This window comes from Pseudoalteromonas sp. 2CM28B, assembly GCF_023161935.1.
Genome location: NZ_JALNTH010000004.1, coordinates 327,373 through 346,417 on the forward strand (window position 1 = coordinate 327,373; position 19,045 = coordinate 346,417).

Consider the following 19,045-nt stretch of genomic DNA (forward strand, 5'->3'; position numbering starts at 1 on the left):
TTGTCACATTTGCGTCATTTAATTTAATTAGTTTGCTTTCAAACCAAGCAGCAACAGGAGCAAATTACATGGCACACTTTAAACTTAAAGCACTGGTAACAGCGCTATCACTTTGCAATTTAGCAGTACATGCAGCACAAGAAGAACACACAACTGATGTAAAAATATCTGAAGAGTTAGTAGTTTATGGCGAAATAGGCTATCGCAACCGCTCACAAGAACTAGCCCCAACACTTGAATACTCACAAGAGTACTTTCAGCGTTTTGAACCACTAACAGCAGGTGATGCACTAAAGCGTGTACCGAGTGTGACGTTTTTATCAGATGTGCTTGAGTCTGACGGCGCACGTATGCGCGGTTTGAGCCCTGCTTACACAAAAGTACTGATCAATGGCGAAGAAGTTCCAGGCGCTGGTGCTGATCGCTCATTTTTTGTTGACCGTATTCCAGCAGAATTAATCGAGCGTGTAGAAATAATTCGTTCATCAAGTGCCAACCGCTCTGCCGATGCAATTGCGGGCACCCTTAACATTGTACTTCGCGATGGCTACAGCTTAGACGGCGGTTACATTCGTGCAGGCGGCTTACGCTATGATGATGGTGAACTAAAAGAAAGCTTTGCGGGCGTTTACGGTACTGAGTTTGCAGGTGGACGTTTACTACTAGGCGCTAATTTTCAAGGTCGTTATAACCCAAAACAAAAATCAAGCATACGTTATGGCGATAGCCCTGAAAATAACCCTAATTACGCAACTGATGATTTTGATAACCGTGAAGATCAATCTGATACCCGTGATGGCGATGACACATCATTAAATGCCAGCTTTGAAAAGGTATTTGATAACGGTGGCAAGTTTGATATTAGCGCCATGTGGGTTGATACAAACCGTACCGAAGACGAACGCTCTTTTGAATACGACGACCCTACTGCAACCTCAGGATCGCTTGTTGAAGGTGGCAACTTGCTTTCAGACAACGCAAATGTTTCCTACATTGACCAAACCAACTACAACATAAACTCAGGTTATGAATTACCGTTATTAGGCGGTACCAGCAAGTTTAAAGTAGGCTATGCCAGCTTTGAAGAGTCAGTTTACGAGCAAGAAGTTGAGCTTGATACATCTGAGCTCCCAATGGTTTTTGAGGAAGCAGAAGAAACTGTTGAGATTGACGATAAAGAATGGTCATTACAATGGCAACATAGCTTACTGCTAGGTGACTCAAAAGAAGTTCAGTTTGGTGCTTTTGTTCAAGGAAAAGAGCGCGACACAGCAATTTTTGAAGCTGAAGATGAAAGTGAGCAAACACTTACTGGCTGGGATCAATATAACCAGACGCCAATGTCGTTAGCGCAATTTAACAATGAATTTGAAGCAGTAGACGGAGGCGTTAATACGCTTGAAGAAGACCGTTTTGACTTATTTGCATTAATCAAACACGAAGCAGATGTGTTCTCATGGGAGATGGGTGTGCGCTGGGAGTCAACTGACTCAAGCATTACCGATACCAATGAAGGCGTTACTGCCGAAAATGATTATGACTTTTTCTTACCTTCAGCTCACTTTCGTTACAGTGTAAGTGATAACGGCCGAGTCAGCGCCTCTGTTGCTCGTAGCTTGCGCCGCCCAGATTTTGATTACATGACACCGGCTCTACTTGAAGAAGAACTCGCTGATAATGACTTTTTAGGTAACCCAAATCTTAAGCCAGAATCTTCTTGGGGTATCGATTTAGGTTACGAATACCGTTTAGGTAAAAGTGGCGTTGTCGGTGTAAACGTATTTTACCGTGACGTTAGCGACCTAATTGAAATTGCCAGCACAGGTGTTGAAGGCTCAGAAGGCGAAGGTACATTTGTACTGCAACCACAAAATACTGGCGATGGCACAGTACAAGGTATTGAGTTTGATTTATCAACGCCACTGAGCGCAATCAACATGCCAAATACTGGTATTTTCTTAAACTACTCTTGGCTCGACAGTGAAGTTGAAGACAGTTTTGGCAAACGTAAATTTAACGACCAATCAGATTATGTTTATAACATTGGCTTTATCCAAGATCTACCAATACTGCGTGCATCATTTGGCGCAACTTACCGTAACCAAGGTGATGCATACGGACGCTTTGTAGGGGAAGAAGTAACAACCTCTTACGGTGCTGATTTAGAGCTTTTCGTTGAAAAGCGCTGGGATGACGTAACCCTTCGCCTAGTGGGTTCAAACTTACTTGATGCCAGTAAAGATGAAGTTTTTAACAAATTTGACTCACTTGATGACCAAAACAATCGTGACTTTGATGAGTACGAGCTTGAATCTGAAGAAGCAGGCCCAGTCATTCAAGTAATGTTGCGCTACGCATTTTAATAGCAGGCATCATCATATTAGGCACGTAATCGCTTGCTATTACGTGCCTTTTGGAGTTAGAACATGTTTAAATTGTCTTTCATAATGGCCGCCCTACTGAGCTCATCAGCGCTCAGTGCTGTCGAGCCTGTTATTTATAAAGATGAGCTTTATCAACAGCAAAAAATAGCTAAGTTAAATACGCTACCTGATAGCCTTAACTTTATGGTAATTGGTGATTGGGGGCACAACGGCCACTTTTATCAAAAAGAAGTGGCTCACCAATTAGAAATAGCCATGTACCAAACCGATGCTGACTTTATCGTCTCAACTGGCGATAACTTTTACCCAAATGGGGTAGCAAGCGTCAACGATCCGCTTTGGCAATCAGCCTTTGAGAACATATACCACGGCCCTCACACATTTGAAGATTGGTATGTTGTTTTAGGTAATCACGATTACTTGCGTAACGCCCAAGTACAAATTGACTACACAGAAAAAAGCCAGCGTTGGCAGTTACCTGCAAGGTACTACAGTAAAACATTTGCGCTTGAAAACAACGAGCAAGTGTTAATGGTTTTTTTAGATACCAATCCGATTCAGCCTGAATATAAAGACCGTGATAAATACCGCTCAACCCAAGGGCAAGGCTATAAAGCCCAGCTTACTTGGCTTGAAACCCAACTTGCCGGCAGTAAAGCAAAATGGAAAATTGTGGTAGGCCATCACCCGCTTTATTCAAGTGGTAAACGCTTTGGCCGTAACCAAGGGCTTCGCGACATTTTAGAACCTATTTTGGAGCGTCATAACGTGCACGCTTATATCGCAGGGCACGAGCACGACTTGCAATACAACCAACCAAAAAATAGCAAGGTTGCTCACTTTGTCTCTGGCGGAGGAAGCGAAGCACGTTTTGTAAAACAGCGTGAATTTACCCGCTACGCAGAAGCAACACCTGGCTTTTTAAGTGTATCTATCAATGGTGAAACGCTAAAAATGAGCGCAATTAATCACCTTGGTGAAGTACGTTTTAGCACTGAAAAGCACATAGATAAGTAAAGGATAAAATAATGAACTTTAAACTAAATACAATTTCAGCGGTGCTTGGCAGTGCACTCCTAATAACTGCAATAAGCGGTTGTACAAGTAATGACGATACGCAAAATAATACAGCTATGGCAAAGCCATATATTGAAACTAAATTATTCGGCCCACAACAAAACATGCAAGGCTCAAAAGCCGCTGCACTTGGTACTAATCAATGGCTTATTGCCAGTGAAAGCCAAGGTTTATTAATTGCCGACAATGAGAAAAGCAGTGTACTGCTCGCCGGTAACTTTGAGTCAATTTCACTAAAACAATTATCAGCGCAGCAATTTTTACTCTCAAGCATTGATAAAAGCCAAGACAACGTCGCCATCTTTAAGCTTGAAAAAAATGGTCAAACTTGGCAGATAAATGAACTCTCTCGTATTACCCCGCCTCAAGCTCAGCCTGATGCCGTGTGTTTATTTAAAAACACTGATAACAAGACTGTCTCAGCATTTGTGCCGGATGTTCGAGGCTTGATCAGCGAAACCATTATTTATGATTTAGCCACTAAACAAGCTAAAAATATTGCAGTACGTGAGTTCTCTGCAGTCACTGAGGCTTCAGGCTGTGCTGTTAATGATGAAACAAAAACCTTGTATGTGGGCGAAGCTGAACTCGGCGTTTGGGCTATCAATGCTGATGCTGAATCCGATGCCAATAAACAGCCAGTGGCATTAGTTGAGCCTTACGGTGAATTAAAAGCTGAAATCGGGGCATTATCAGTATCACAAGATGGTACTTTATGGCTTACTGCCACTGATGGCAATATGATCTATGCTTACCACGAAAATACTGAAAAACTAAGTCAGTGGTCACTTTCTGGCGATCACACCATTGAATCTGTTGCAGCGAGTTTGATCAATAACAATCAAGCGCAGCTAGTTTTAATTGATGATGAAACAGGAGCCTATACTCAAGCAAACGTTAACTACACAGCGCAAACAGTTACTTCACAAAACCAAGTCGCTATGACTCACATTTATGCCAGCGCACAAACAACGCCAGTTGCAGCATTTGGTGATGCAGCGGATGACCCGGCAATTTGGATAAATGAACACGACGCTAAAAGCAGCTTAATTTTAGGCACAGATAAACGCCGCGGCTTAATGGTTTATGATCTTGCTGGCAACAAAGTACAATCACTTAATGTTGGGCGTTTAAATAATGTTGATGTACGCCAGCATCAGGGTATAAACAACGAAACCCAGACTTGGATCACAGCCAGCAACCGCACGCTTAACAGTATTAGCGTGTTTACTGTCGATAGCGAGAACAAAGTAAACCATGTAACAGAAGTAGCCACAAACCTAGCCGAGATTTACGGTATGTGTATGTATTCGTCTGAATCTGGTCAATACGTATTTGTTAATGATAAATCAGGTTTATTCCAGCAATATAAACTCACCGGTGGGCAAGGTAACTTAAGCGGTAAACTGGTTAGAGAGTTTACCCTACCAAGCCAACCAGAAGGCTGTAGTGCCGATGATAAACTAGGCCAATTATTTGCCGGCGAAGAAGATCAAGGCATTTGGTATATCGGTGCTGAACCCAGAGCTGGTAACAAAGCGCTCATGCTACAAGGTGTAAATGAGCAACTTGTGGCAGATGTTGAAGGCATGGAAATCTATCATGCTGATGATACTCGTTATTTAGTGGTATCAAGCCAAGGCGATAATAGCTATGTGCTCTATAAAATATCAGATGATACACAGCCTAGCCTAAGCTTTGCAGGTAAATTTAACGTGATTGCTAATCTAGATAAAGGCATTGACGGCGCAGGTGAAACGGACGGCTTAACCGTTACAGCAAAACCTTTACCAGGCTATCCTGAAGGCATGCTTATAGTGCAAGACGGCTACAACCGTATGCCACTACAACCACAAAATTTTAAAATTATTGACTGGCGTGAAGTTAAAAAAGCGATTAAGTAAAAACCTACCATATTTAAACGCAATAAGGCTCTTACGAGCCTTTTTACTATGTGCATTTAAAATAAACCTATTAAATTTAGAGTTATTAAAGCTATATACTACACTTTAAGCTCATAAATTAATTGAGATTATTATGCGTTTACTTCTTACTTTGTTGCTCATTACTATAAGCGGATACGCTTTTGCTGAGGAAGAGGCAGCAGAATTGCCCCCGCTCAACCCCAAATACAAGGCTGAGCATGCAATAGCACTGGTGAATAAAGGTTCAGGAATTTATGCGTTTAACTTACCTGGCTATAAATTACCGCACGATGTACAAGTGGTGTATAGGATTAAAAACCCCGATGTGGCTTTTTTAGATATTGTGCGCAACGCAGAGCTTATAACGCTAAAGCCCAAACCTTTTAATATTCAACGCTTAATGCGCGGTGAAGAAATAACCATTACCGCAGATGTGTACGAGGGCAATTACAAAAAAGCAGGCAGCCTAATTTACACAAACAGAACTATAGAAATGAGTAAACAGCTATATGCTCGCCAATTAAAAAATTTAGCTAAACCTAGCCAGTGGCAAGAATACGACATGATAGACCTAGGTAGCACAGAGCGAATTTACATACATAAAATTAGCCAAGCACCTAGTTTCAGCCACTTAATTTTTGTAGATTTGGTAAATGCCTGTATGCAAAAGTTTAGAACCTCAACGCTCCTTCCTAGCCAGAATGAGTTAACGTATAAATTTATAAACTGCGGCACCCTAAAACCTTTGTTTTACGAAGCAGAAAGTTTAAATAAATAGCTTAATAAGCATACTCAGCAATTATGTTTATACCTTCTTGCATGACTTCCACTGACTGGCCAGCAAAGCCTAGACGCAAGTAACTAAAGTGTTTAGGTTTTAAGCTTCTATAAGAGTCGCAGAAATAAAACTCTGATTCTGTTTGCAAATAAATACTGCGCTTGTGTAGATGCTTTTTAATATTAGCCGTATCTATGTTTAAGTTAACCCACATTGCCATCCCACCATCGGGCTTTTTATACTCAATAGGTAAACCTTTCACCTGCAGTGCTCTTAATGAGTTATCCATAGCTTCATACCTATGCTTATATAGCTTAGTCATTCGCTTTAAATGACGTTCAAACGCACCTTCTTTCATAAAGTGCGCTAAAGCTAATTGCATAACCACATCATTTTTATGATTCATTAACTGCTTCCACGCATTAAGCTGTGCGATAACAGCAGGGGCAGCGCAAATGTAACCGATTCTGGCTGCGGAAAACATAATTTTAGAGAATGTAGAAAGGTAAATTACTATACCCGCAGGGTCATCCGCTGCCATTGGTTGTAACGGGTGACATTGGTAATGAAACTCATGGTCATAGTCATCCTCTATAATCATTACGCCATGTTGGTAACATAACTGATAAATTTGCATACGCCGTGTAGGCGATAAAGTCACAGTTGTCGGGTACTGATGCAGCGGTGTTAAGTACAGCATTTTAATTGAGAAGCGGCTAAGTTGCGCTTTCAAATCATCAATACATAAACCGTATTCATCTTGTTTTATATCTACTAATTGTGCGCCACATGCCGCAAAAGCTTTACGGGCTGGTGGATACCCTAACGTTTCTACAGCAACAAAATCGTTAGTGCTAATAAATGCTTTCGAGATTAAAAATAGTGCTTCTTGTGAGCCATTACACACGAGTAGGTCGCTTGTTTTTAAGTTACGCGCTTTATATAAGTAATTGCTTATTTGCACTTTTAACTCACTCACACCGCTTATATCACCATAATGAAATTTACTGGTATCTACATGGTTAAAAACATGACTTAAGGAGCGTTTAAATTCTTTATATGGGAAGCTATTAAGATCGGGAAGCCCACCTGCAAAATTATACTTATAATTATTTAAATTCATTGCAGGAGCTGGAACTGCTAACTCTTTGGCAAATTTATAGGCTTTAGGTGTTAAGACTGGCACTTGCTTAGTATTAGCGCTGCCTTGGATAGGTAAGGTTTGCGTTACCTTATAACCACTACGCTCATGAGACTCTAACCATCCCTCAGCCACTAATAGTTGTAAAGCATTCATTATTGTATGGCGATTTAATTGATAAGCTTTCGCCATCTCTCTAGCTGAACTTAACTTAGCGCCAACCGCAATATCACCTTCAATAATTGCAGTACGAATAGCTTGCGCTAGCTGCAAATACTTTGCCTTATATTGCTTATTAAATTCTATATTAAGTGGCTGCATGTATTTCTAACTGGTATAGGTAAAAGTTATATTCTGGTTGTTTTTACTAAACCAAATAAGCGTACATTTATTGCTCTTTAATAGCAAAAAATGGAGCGAATAATGTTCACTCAGCATATACATAAAACAAACAAGGTTGTTTTAGAACCACTAAACCATAGACACTTAAATGGATTATACAAAGCAGGTAAGCACCCTAAAGTATGGCAATGGGTACTAGTTAACTACACAAAAACCCCTGAAACGCTAAAAGAGTGGTTTTTAACACAGGCGCAATTTAATAAAGACGAACAGATTGTTTTTGCGATTATTGACACAAATACACAGCAAGTAGTAGGTACAACACGATTATTTAAATTAGATAAACACAACCTGAGTGCTGAAATAGGCCACACCTTTATTAGTAATGACTGGCAGCGAACTTACATAAATACACATGCTAAATTTTTACTGCTCAAATACGCATTTGATGATCTTAATTTAGTGAGAATTACATTTAATACTCATGAATATAATCAAAAATCACGTAATGCTATTGCACGTTTAGGTGCACGTTTTGAAGGACTCGCTTATAAAGATAGAAAGCTCAGCAATGGTAGCTATAGAAACACAGCAAAATTTAGCATAGTTGATGAGCAATGGCCGAACATAAAATTGCAACTAGAGGAGAAGCTCTAATGTACCCACCTTCGCATTTTCAAGAGCATGATATTAAACGTTTGCAGGCATTGGTTGAGCAATTTCCGCTAGCGAGTATTTTAACGCCCAGCTCGCAAAGTGATTTAAATAATATATGCCATGTACCTGTACTATATGATCCCATTCGTGATGTATTCATTGCACACGTATCTAAACATAACCCGCTAACACAATGTGATAAACGCTCTGTAAAATTACACTTTAATGGTGCTAGCTGCTATCTATCTCCCTCGTATAGTAATAATAAAACACTGCCAAGCTGGCTTTACTCATCAGTACAAGTCACTTCAAAGGTAGTGATTATTAAAAGCGACAGCGAGAAAGAAAAGATAATGAGTCAATTAACAACCCATTTTGAGCAAACCTTTAAGCCCATGTGGAATATTAATGATATGCCTACACGCAGTCGCCAAGCAATGTATCAACAATTAAGCTTTATAGAGTTTACTCCCACTCACTGGAGTGGAAACTTTAAGCTAAGCCAAAATAAATCAGCAGAAATTAGAGCCCAAATAAAAGAAAACCTAAAGCAAGCTCATAAACACTCTATTGCCGCTTTATTTCAAACATGAAAAAAGGCCCTTTCGAGCCTTTGGATTAACTTTGGAAATATAAAGCTTTAAAAAATTATATCAGTGTAAGCAGTTGTGGCGCTGCGCTGTGGTAGTCAACGGCCATAGCAATACTGAGTGCTGTAATATTTATAATAGAAAAAGCAAACACTTGGCGTGCCCAGCTCGTTAAATTAATATTACGGCGATAGCCACGCAGTGCCATAAGTAACCACCAAAAACTGGTAATACACGCCACAGCCATAAAGGCGGCGCCAGTGTAACCACTTATTGGTAATAGCATGACAACTAAAGCGTACACAGCAATATAAAGTATAATATGGCGCTTCGCTTTATCAATACCTTGCGCTACGGGTAATACGGGAATACCTGCGGCTTGGTAATCTTTAAAGCGAAAAATAGCAATGGCATATGAATGCGGCATTTGCCACAGACTAAACATAACTAATAGTATTAATGCACCTATATCGAACTGCCCGGTTACAGCGCAGTAACCTACAACAGGGGGCACTGCGCCAGAAAGACTACCCACAAACGTGCCATAAACAGAGTTGCGCTTCATGTAAAGGCTATAAACCCCAACATAAATGACATAGCCAAACGCTGCAAAAAATACCGCGGCTTGTGTGGTGTAAGCAATGAGTAAACCAAACCCTACAACACCCAATAAGACCCCGTGACTCAGTGCAGCAAAGGCCGACATTTCGCCTGTTACTGTAACCCGCGTACGAGTACGTGCCATGGCTACATCTATGTCCCTATCAATTACATTGTTGATAGCACAGCCCGATGCAACCACAAGTGACAAGCCAATAAGCGTAACAACCATTAGCCATGGGTCTATAACCCCGCGCGAGGCAAGTAAAAAACCGCCTGCAACGCTGATAAGGTTGCCCATAATAATGCCTGGCTTAGTCACTGATAAATAACGACGAAACATCTTCAACTCCTAGTACATCATCATTGCGTTAGATTCGTAAATTATCCAAACCGATAACCCAACAACCATGACGATAATTAGGGCACTGAATAAAAATGAGAAGGTACTTGCACGACCATCTTCTGTCGTAAAATTAAGGTGTAAAAAGTATTTTAAGTGCACCCAAATTTGTACAATAGCTAAAGTAACAATGCTCCAAAGCGTAGTTACTTTTGAAAAGTCGCCTTCCATTACCATGTAAAACGGTATGGCGGTTAAAATTATTGATAGCACAAAGCCTATTAAGTACGTTTTAACACTGCCATGAGACTCATCATGGTGCTCGTTTTGCATTTGCTTTAACGCGTGCGCTTCGCTGTGGCTCATTACATTGCTCCCATTAAATAAACAACGGTAAATACACAAATCCAAACAATGTCTAAGAAGTGCCAAAATAGGCTTAGGCAGCTTAAGCGTGTCACTGTTTGTTTACCTAAGCCACGTTTAGCCACTTCTATCATCATAATACTCATCCAAATTAGACCCGCAGTTACGTGTAAACCATGTAAGCCTACTAACGAGAAGAATGAGGTTAAAAAGGCACTTTGCTGTGGACCATTACCATGCACAATTAGGTGGTGAAATTCGTAAATTTCCATGCCTATAAACACAGCACCTAAACAAAAGGTAATAAACAACCAGGTGAGTGTTACTGCCTTTTTTTGCCCTTGTGCGGCAATCATGGCAAAGCCAAAAGTAATACTACTAATGAGTAGCGCCGCTGTTTCTACAGCGACAAAGTCGAGTTCAAAAATGTCTTTACCTGATACACCACCGGCTGTGTTCATAAACAGCACGGCGTAAGTGGCAAAAAACGAGGCAAATAATAGGCAATCGGTCATTAGGTATAACCAAAAGCCAAAGATTGTATCGCCAGAGGTATCGTGATGCTCATGTGCATGATCATCGTGCGAAACTGAGTCTAAATGGGCAGTTTCTACATTCGCAGATAGTGTACTCACGCGCTTAGCTCCTTATTTCCACTAGAATTATACGCAGCTTCAATACGTGCGATTTCATCAGGTTGTATATAGTAATCAACATCGCTGGTGTAACAACGCTTGATAAATAAGGCAATTGCGCCAACAAAACCAACGGCAGCTAACCACCAGATATGCCAGATCATGGCAAAGCTAAATACAGTTAAGCTTGCTGCAATTAACACCCCAGATGCTGTGTTTTTAGGCATATGAATTGGGCTGTAGCTTGCTTTTGTTTGATACGCTTGGCCTTTTTCTTTCGCTTCGGTCCAGGCATCAATGTCATCAACGTGAGGAATAGTGGCAAAGTTATACACTTGTGGAGGTGAGCTAGTTGCCCATTCTAGTGTATGGCCGTTCCACGGATCGCCGGTTGTATCGTCAAGTGCTTCGCGATCTCTAAAGCTGACAAATAGCTGCACGACTTGGAAAATAATACCAAACATAATAATGACAGCACCGCCTGCTGCAATGTATAACCACATGTTCCAATCTGGGTTATTAGTGTGGTTTAAGCGACGTGTCATACCTAAGAAACCAAGTACATACAACGGCATAAACGCCACGAAGAAACCAACTATCCAACACCAAAAAGACGCTTTACCCCATTTTTCGCTAAGCTTAAAGCCCATTGCTTTAGGGAACCAAAATACAAAACCTGCAAGGTAGCCAAATACAGCGCCACCAATAATTGTGTTATGGAAATGCGCAATTAAGAATAAACTGTTATGCAACACGTAATCGGCACCCGGAATAGCCAGTAGTACGCCGGTCATACCGCCTACTGTAAAGGTAACCATAAAGCCTAATGTCCAAAGTACAGGAACGCTGATACGTAAACGGCCGCGGTAAATGGTAAACAACCAGTTGAATAGCTTAACGCCAGTAGGGACGGCAATAACCATGGTCATTACCCCAAAGAACGCATTAACGTTGGCGCTCGACCCCATGGTGAAAAAGTGGTGTAGCCAAACAATAAAACCTAAAATAGAGATTGCACCGCTGGCATACACCATCGATTTGTAACCAAATAAACGTTTACCGGCAAAGGTTGAGATAATTTCAGAAAATATACCAAAAGCAGGCAGTACTAAAATATAAACCTCAGGGTGACCCCACGCCCAAAACAGGTTGATGTACATCATGGCGTTGCCGCCCGCTGCATTGGTAAAAAAGTGAAAATCAAGGTAACGGTCAAGCGTTAGCATGCCCAGCACAGCAGTTAAAATAGGGAAAGATGCTGCAATTAAGATATTTGCCCATGTACATGCCCATGTAAAAATTGGCATTTTCATTAGGGTCATACCTGGGGCACGCATTTTAAACACAGTCGCTAAAAAGTTTACTGCAGTTAAAAGCGTACCGAGTCCGGAAATTTGCAAGGCCCAAATATAATAATCAACCCCCACCCCAGGGCTAAAGGTCAGCTCCGAAAGCGGCGGATACGCCACCCAACCTGTTTTTGCAAACTCACCAAATACAAGCGACAAGTTAATTAAAATGGCACCGCTGGCAGTAAACCAAAAACTTAAGTTATTTAAAAATGGAAAAGCGACATCGCGTGCGCCAATTTGCAGTGGCAATACAATGTTCATTAGGCCAATCATAAATGGCATAGCCATAAATATGATCATGATAACGCCGTGCGCTGTAAATATTTGGTCGTAATGCTCAGGAGGCAAATAACCAGGTGCACCGCTAGTAGCAAGTGCTAACTGCGCACGCATCATAATGGCATCAGAAAAACCACGAAACAGCATTATTAATGCTAAAAAGATGTACATTACGCCTAAGCGTTTATGATCAACAGAGGTGATCCAGTCGTGCCAAAGCACGCCCCACTTTTTATATTTAGTAATAAGCCCGGCAATAATAAGCCCGGCAATCGCTATCACCGTCATGGTAACCATTATAATTGGCTCATGAAACGGAATTGCGTCGAGTGAAAGTTTACCTAAAAACGACATTATTATTCCTCGCCCTGGCTGTGAGATGAAGGCATTGCGTGTTCATTCATTTCATGGTGCTTTTTGCTCATTTGCCCATGATCGCTCATCGCTTGATGTTTTTTGTTCATATCGCCATGTGCCTGCATATACTTCATAACAATGGTATGAAATAGGCCGTCGTCGACCTTGCCATAATAGGCAACAGGATTGTTTTCACTGGCTTTTGCAAGCTCAACGTAATTAGCATGAGTGAGGTTATTAGCATTGGCTTTAACGCTTGTTACCCACGTGTCAAAATCAGCTTGTGTTGGGGTGGCAATGGCATTGAACTTCATACCGGTAAAACCTGCGCCACTGTAATTAGCAGAAAAGCCTTTAAATGTGCCCGGCTCGTTTGCGATTAAATGAAGCTTGGTTTCCATGCCTGCCATAGAATAAATTTGACTACCTAGCTGAGGAATAAAAAACGAGTTCATTGTGCTTTCTGAAGTGATTTTGTATTCCACCGGCACATTTGCCGGAAATACCAATTCATTTACCGTTGCAATACCTTGCTCTGGGTAAATAAATAGCCACTTCCAGTTTAATGAAACCACCTCTACAGTGAGGTGCTCGCCTTTACCTTCAATAGGTTTATAGGGGTCTAGGTCTTGGGTAGACTGCCAGGTAATAACACCTAAAATAATAACGATAACAATAGGAACAGCCCAAACAACGGCTTCAATCTTATTTGAATGAGCCCATTTTGGTGCATAAATTTCATGATCTTGTGTGTCTCGGTATTTCCATGCGAAATACAAAGTCATCACAATAACGGGGATTACTACGAGCAGCATAAGGACAGTAGCAATGATGATTAAGTTTTTCTCATCAATACCTATTTGGCCTTTTGGATCGAGTATCCCGCCTTTACAGCCTGACAACGCCAGCACCGTACTAGCTAAAGCAATATTACAAAGGTTACGAATTAACAAGGGAGTATCCTACAAACCTAGAGTTTTAATTTGCTGCTTTGAATAAAAATTAAGCAACGATTTTTCAATAAAAACCCAAGTTAACTAGAACTAAATTATAAAAATAAAGGGGACTGAACCCGCTGCAAGTGGATGCAAAAAATACCTAGCAACAAACCCAGCTTCTAAACGCATTTATATAACGTAATAAAAGTTAACTTGGGTGAGTGTTGGTTGGCTGACGTGTTTAAAACACGCGGCTACATTGCTAATGCAAACTTTAATTATTTACAGCAAGAAAAAATAATTAAAACCAGCAACAAGTGAAGCCTTACAGACAACCTGTAAAGCTAGGTGGAGCACGACAACCATGTGCAGCGGACACAGGTTGGTGTACTTTTGCCTCGCGAAAAGCGAAAGCGGCTTTACGAAGGATTATTCCAGCACGACGCGCCGGAAAAATATGGAACAATAACCAGCAAAGGCCAATGAGTAACTGACTAGATATGATCGGATGAGCTAAAAATTGCGTAATGTGCAGCAAAACAGGCTCAACAATAGAGCCATTGCTAAACAACGCTTCAAGCTGAAAGGCATCCTCTAATGCACCACTTAGCAGCATTACCGTATTAAACACTAATAATGTTATAGCGACACACACGCCCTTGCCCGCTTTATTCAAGCGCTCACACGTTTGCGGTTTGCTAGAAGCAAAAGCCGTATTTGTATGATGCAAAGAAAGTGTGTTCAAAGACATTAACCTACTAAATGACTAATAACAAAATTAGAGTAATAAAGCGCGCAACGGAAAAATTAAAAAACATTGCTGCTGTAAGCCCTAAAACGAGGTGCTAAATACAATCAAACCGGCTAGCACACATTTACCTAGTGAGAATTGATCCGTATCAAACAAACTTTCAAAACTTACTGAAAGTTCGATGCTGAGTATAACAAAGACAGTTTTCGGTTCAACAAAAAATATAAAGTTTTGCGTTAAGCTTTCGCAGCTATTTTGTTAATAAAAAATAACATAATAAAAATAAAGACTTAGTTTATAAATATTTTATATTTAGGAAGCTTGAGGAGTAGAGATAAGGGGGATTAATGAAGTTAAAAATAAAGCCGCACAAACAAAAACAGCCCAAATTCAGTCACCACCGAACTTGAGCCGCCTTTCACACTGACAACATCTTCACACACATATAAAGATTCTTGGTTTACACTGCGTGGCAATTGTAGGGAATAAAAACAACTCAAAACCGGTCACCACCGACCTTGAGTTGCCTTTCACACTGACAACATCTTCACACACAATATAAAGATTTTTGGTTTACGCTGCGTGGCAATTGTAGGAGATAAAAACAACTCAAGCTAAGTCACCACCAAACTTGAGTTGCCTTTCACACTGACAACATCTTCACACACAATATAAAGATTCTTGGTTTACACTGCGCGGCAATAGTAGAGAATAAAAACAACTCAAGCTAAGTCACCACCGAACTTGAGTTGCCTTTCACACTGACAACATCTTCACACACAATATAAAGATTCTTGGTTTACACTGCGTGGCAATTGTAGAGAATAAAAACAACTCAAGCTGTTATTTATGGAAGTGAATCCACCGAACTTGAGTTGCCTTTCACACTGACAACATCTTCACACACAATATAAAGATTCTTTTAAGCGAGGCTAACTTTTATGCCTCAAGCTTATGACTGGAGCCTTGCTCTGTGTCTATGGTTAAACTTTAGAGTGTTAGCTCCAATTTGACAAACGAGAAAAATAAACCTAATAGGTGAAAAAAACTAAACTATAGACCTTGGTCTAATACATTAAGGTTGTGTTTAATTAAAAGAAGATATGAGCACTAAATATACAGGTACAAAAAAAGCGCCATAAGGCGCTTTTTATCATTAAGCTACTGCTTAAATAATTTGGTTTTCTTTCCAGGCTTGCTCTTTAGCCATACGCTTTTTACGCTTATCACATGGATCGTCACAATCACAGGCTTTATCAATACCTACCGAGCCTAATCCACCGCAACTACTTGCCATAGATTTTCTTTGCACGATCATACCAACAGCCATAGCTATCACGATTAAAATTAATAAACCAAATGTAAGAAGAAAAAGTGACATTGCTTAGCCCCTATTGATCAGCAATAAATTATGCTCAAACATTGTTGAGCGACCGCTAAATTATACACCCAAAACCCACATAGATGCGAGAGAAGTCTATTTCAAAAAATCGGTTGTAATATGCGTTTAGCACTAATAAAGTTTTAGCTAAACGCCATTATATTACAAATAAGGTTTAAATGCAGTGCTCGCGTAAGTCACAATGCCTTTGTCTGATTTAGCCATTAAGTACACAGGTAAATCGTGCTTTTCAGCGTATGCTTTAGCATCGTCCATTCCCATAACCGTTAATGCGGTTGCTAAGCCATCTGCGGTCATTGCACTAGGATGTAATACAGTAACCGACACTAAGTCATGTTTGATTGGCATGCCTGTTACTGGGTCAATTAAATGAGTGTAAGTTTCGCCATCCATTTTATAAAAAATACGGTAGTCACCTGATGTTGCAATGCCATTCGTACTGGGCGCTAATACACGGTGAACTTTTCGCTCGCCTGGTGGCGCATCTGGCTGCTCTATCGCGATTTTCCAATCTTGGTTATTTGGCTTTTCACCGCCAATGCGCAGCTCCCCACCTATTTCTACCATGTAGTTACTAATATTTTGGCTTTCAAGTAATTGCGCTACTTTATCAATGCCATACCCTTTCGCTGTGGCCGAAAACGACAGCTCTAAACCATCAACTGTTTTAGCAAGGCCCTGCTCAGTAAGATTAAGTTTATCTACACCAATTTTTTCAATCATTGCAGCAAGTGCTTCATCACTTGGGCGCTTAGTTGGTTTTTTATCAGGTCCAAAGCCCCATAAATCTATTAACGGGCCCATCGTTACATCGAGCGTTTTGGTCGACTTACATAAACGAATCGATTCACTCACCACAGCCCTAAAGTCTTCACTAATTGGCATAACCTGGTTGGCGGGTAATTTATTAAATGTGTTAATTTCAGAATCGGGGATATACGTAGACATAGACTGATTAACCGCTTTCAATTGCGTATCTATTTGCTGCTGTAATTTAGTGGCATCAACGCTTTTATCGTCGGCAAAGTATTTAATATGATAGGTGGTGCCCATCGTTTTGCCTTCTAAAAATACCTCCTGAGGTGTTTTATCAGCCCCACAGCCAGAGATAAATAGCATTATAGTTAATAAAAAAATACTGATAGCGCCTTGAGAACTGCTTACTCTGTTCATTAAATTAGCCCATGTAAAATAAAATAAAAAAAGCCCCGTAGCACAAAGTGCGACGAGGCCCGTATTTTAACCAAAACTAAGCTGTTTTGATATGGGTGTTAGCCACCGAAGTCATCTAGTAAGATGTTTTCGTCTTCTACACCTAGGTCTTTAAGCATGCCGATAACAGCCGCGTTCATCATTGGAGGACCACACATGTAGAACTCACAATCTTCTGGCGCTTCATGATCTTTCAAGTAGTTTTCATAAAGTACGTTATGGATAAAGCCTGTGTAACCTTCCCAGTTATCTTCTGGTTGTGGATCAGACAATGCGGTATGCCATACAAAGTTATCGTTTTCAGCTGCTAGGCCGTCGAAATCTTCAACATAGAACATTTCACGCTCAGAGCGTGCACCATACCAGAAACTAATCTTACGCTTAGAGTTTAAACGCTTAAGTTGGTCAAAGATATGTGAACGCATTGGTGCCATACCTGCACCACCACCTACGAATACCATTTCAGCGTCGGTGTCTTTAGCGAAGAACTCACCAAATGGACCTGAAATAGTTACCTTGTCGCCTGCTTTAAGTGACCAAATGTACGATGACATTTTACCACATGGTAGGCTTAGGTTTCTTGGCGGCGGCGTAGCAATACGCACGTTAAGCATGATAATGCCTTCTTCTTCTGGGTAGTTAGCCATTGAGTATGCACGAATTGTTTCGTCGTCTACTTTTGACTCCAGGTCGAAGAAACCAAAGTGATTCCAGTCGCCACGATACTCTTCAGGAATATCGAAATCTGCGTATTTAACATGGTGAGCAGGCGCTTCGATTTGGATGTAACCACCCGCACGGAAAGGCACTGATTCGCCATCTGGAATTTGTAGCTTAAGCTCTTTAATGAACGTTGCTTTGTTATCGTTAGAGATAACTTCACAATCCCATTTTTTAACACCGAAAATTGACTCTTCAAGTTCAATTTCCATGTCGTTTTTAACATTTACCTGACACGCTAAACGACAGCCTTCACGGGCTTCACCTTTAGAAATGTGATCAAGTTCTGTTGGTAAGATATCGCCACCACCTTCTTTAATGTGTACACGACACTGACCACAAGAGCCACCGCCACCACACGCAGATGATACGAAAATACCTGATTCAGATAGCGCGCCTAAAAGCTTGCTACCTGCTGATGTTTTAATGGCTTTGTCTGGATCGCCATTAATACCGATGATGATGTCACCGCTTGCAACTAACTTAGATTTAGCACCAATGATAACTAAAACTAGTAGTACAACGATAGCGATGAAAACACCAACGCCTAAGAAAATCTCATAACTCATGATTTATCCTCGCTACCTTTACAGTGAAATACCAGAGAATGACATAAAGCCAAGACCCATTAAACCAACAGTGATGAAGGTAATACCTAAACCACGTAGGCCGTCTGGCACGTCTGAATATTTCATTTTCTCACGGATACCTGCAAGTAATGTAATTGCAAGCGCCCAACCAACACCAGCGCCAACACCATAAACAACAGACTCGCCGAAGTTATAGTTACGCTCAACCATGAATGATACCGCACCAAAAATTGCACAGTTAACTGTGATTAGTGGTAAGAAGATACCTAATGCGTTGTAAAGTGCAGGGAAAAACTTATCTAATGCCATTTCCAAAATTTGCACAAGTGCTGCAATAACACCAATGAACGTTAAGAAACGTAAAAAGCTAAGGTCTGCTTCAGGGTAACCAAGCCACTCTAATGCACCCGGTGCAAGTACGGCATGGTAAACCAAGTTATTTACTGGTACAGAAATACCCAGTACCACAATAACGGCTACACCTAGGCCAATTGATGTAGTTACTTTTTTAGATACTGCTAAGAAAGTACACATACCTAGGAAGAAAGCTAAAGCTAAGTTTTCAATAAAAACCGCTTTTACAAATAAACTAATATAATGTTCCAC

Annotated in this window: 17 protein-coding genes; 6 read left to right on the top strand and 11 right to left on the bottom strand. The window is 40.7% G+C overall.

Annotated features, from left to right (window positions below; translation table 11 throughout):
- Nucleotides 1-68: 68 nt before the first annotated feature.
- The 4 genes from MTN96_RS08250 (at nt 69) to MTN96_RS08265 (ending at nt 6,164) form a co-directional block, all read left to right on the top strand.
- A complete protein-coding gene (locus MTN96_RS08250) occupies nt 69-2,363 on the top strand; it encodes a TonB-dependent siderophore receptor (RefSeq protein WP_248531172.1) in 2,295 nt (764 codons plus the stop codon).
- Between the two features lie 63 nt (nt 2,364-2,426).
- The gene (locus MTN96_RS08255) at nt 2,427-3,401 is read left to right on the top strand and encodes a metallophosphoesterase (RefSeq protein ID WP_248531173.1); all 975 of its coding nucleotides are present in this window, start codon (nt 2,427-2,429) and stop codon (nt 3,399-3,401) included.
- 11 nt (nt 3,402-3,412) lie between these two features.
- On the top strand, nt 3,413-5,365 hold the full coding sequence (locus MTN96_RS08260; RefSeq protein ID WP_248531174.1) for a phytase: 1,953 nt from the start codon (nt 3,413-3,415) through the stop codon (nt 5,363-5,365).
- Nucleotides 5,366-5,498: 133 nt separating this feature from the next.
- Nucleotides 5,499-6,164, top strand: coding sequence for a hypothetical protein (locus MTN96_RS08265; protein WP_248531175.1), 666 nt, complete (start codon nt 5,499-5,501; stop codon nt 6,162-6,164).
- Nucleotide 6,165: 1 nt separating this feature from the next.
- Here MTN96_RS08265 and MTN96_RS08270 read toward each other — a convergent pair whose 3' ends face one another.
- On the bottom strand, nt 6,166-7,626 hold the full coding sequence (locus tag MTN96_RS08270; RefSeq protein ID WP_248451676.1) for a PLP-dependent aminotransferase family protein: 1,461 nt from the start codon (nt 7,624-7,626) through the stop codon (nt 6,166-6,168).
- 102 nt (nt 7,627-7,728) lie between these two features.
- Here MTN96_RS08270 and MTN96_RS08275 point away from each other — a divergent pair, with 102 nt between their 5' ends.
- Nucleotides 7,729-8,304 (top strand): GNAT family N-acetyltransferase, encoded by a 576-nt coding sequence (locus MTN96_RS08275; RefSeq protein WP_248531176.1) that lies wholly within the window; start codon nt 7,729-7,731, stop codon nt 8,302-8,304.
- Nucleotides 8,304-8,897: an FMN-binding negative transcriptional regulator gene (locus MTN96_RS08280; RefSeq protein ID WP_248531177.1), complete on the top strand. Its 594-nt coding sequence runs from the start codon at nt 8,304-8,306 to the stop codon at nt 8,895-8,897. The genes MTN96_RS08275 and MTN96_RS08280 overlap by 1 nt, the downstream gene beginning before the upstream one ends.
- Before the next feature lie 55 nt (nt 8,898-8,952).
- On the opposite strand, the gene cyoE is transcribed toward MTN96_RS08280, so the two are convergent.
- The 10 genes from cyoE to nqrE all read right to left on the bottom strand — a co-directional run bounded on the left by cyoE (nt 8,953) and on the right by nqrE (nt 19,045).
- Nucleotides 8,953-9,837 carry a heme o synthase gene (cyoE, locus tag MTN96_RS08285; RefSeq protein ID WP_248531178.1) on the bottom strand — a complete coding sequence of 295 codons (885 nt, stop codon included), beginning with the start codon at nt 9,835-9,837 and terminating at the stop codon, nt 8,953-8,955.
- A gap of 9 nt (nt 9,838-9,846) precedes the next feature.
- Nucleotides 9,847-10,203, bottom strand: a complete 357-nt coding sequence (gene cyoD, locus MTN96_RS08290) for a cytochrome o ubiquinol oxidase subunit IV (RefSeq protein ID WP_004587444.1) — start codon at nt 10,201-10,203, stop codon at nt 9,847-9,849.
- Entirely contained in the window at nt 10,203-10,838 is a 636-nt protein-coding gene (gene cyoC / locus MTN96_RS08295; RefSeq protein ID WP_248531179.1) for a cytochrome o ubiquinol oxidase subunit III, read from the bottom strand. The genes cyoD and cyoC overlap by 1 nt, the downstream gene beginning before the upstream one ends.
- Nucleotides 10,835-12,823: a cytochrome o ubiquinol oxidase subunit I gene (gene cyoB, locus MTN96_RS08300; RefSeq protein ID WP_004587446.1), complete on the bottom strand. Its 1,989-nt coding sequence runs from the start codon at nt 12,821-12,823 to the stop codon at nt 10,835-10,837. The genes cyoC and cyoB overlap by 4 nt, the downstream gene beginning before the upstream one ends.
- A gap of 2 nt (nt 12,824-12,825) precedes the next feature.
- Nucleotides 12,826-13,779, bottom strand: a complete 954-nt coding sequence (gene cyoA, locus MTN96_RS08305) for a ubiquinol oxidase subunit II (RefSeq protein ID WP_154945878.1) — start codon at nt 13,777-13,779, stop codon at nt 12,826-12,828.
- 310 nt (nt 13,780-14,089) lie between these two features.
- On the bottom strand, nt 14,090-14,509 hold the full coding sequence (locus tag MTN96_RS08310) for a hypothetical protein (protein ID WP_055016845.1): 420 nt from the start codon (nt 14,507-14,509) through the stop codon (nt 14,090-14,092).
- Between the two features lie 1,174 nt (nt 14,510-15,683).
- Nucleotides 15,684-15,896, bottom strand: coding sequence for a (Na+)-NQR maturation NqrM (nqrM, locus tag MTN96_RS08315; protein WP_004587136.1), 213 nt, complete (start codon nt 15,894-15,896; stop codon nt 15,684-15,686).
- A 162-nt stretch (nt 15,897-16,058) separates the two neighbouring features.
- Nucleotides 16,059-17,090 (bottom strand): FAD:protein FMN transferase, encoded by a 1,032-nt coding sequence (locus MTN96_RS08320; protein WP_248531180.1) that lies wholly within the window; start codon nt 17,088-17,090, stop codon nt 16,059-16,061.
- Between the two features lie 98 nt (nt 17,091-17,188).
- Nucleotides 17,189-18,418: an NADH:ubiquinone reductase (Na(+)-transporting) subunit F gene (nqrF, locus tag MTN96_RS08325; RefSeq protein ID WP_004587138.1), complete on the bottom strand. Its 1,230-nt coding sequence runs from the start codon at nt 18,416-18,418 to the stop codon at nt 17,189-17,191.
- An 18-nt stretch (nt 18,419-18,436) separates the two neighbouring features.
- Complete coding sequence (gene nqrE / locus MTN96_RS08330; RefSeq protein WP_004587139.1) at nt 18,437-19,045, bottom strand: NADH:ubiquinone reductase (Na(+)-transporting) subunit E; 609 nt, start codon at nt 19,043-19,045, stop codon at nt 18,437-18,439.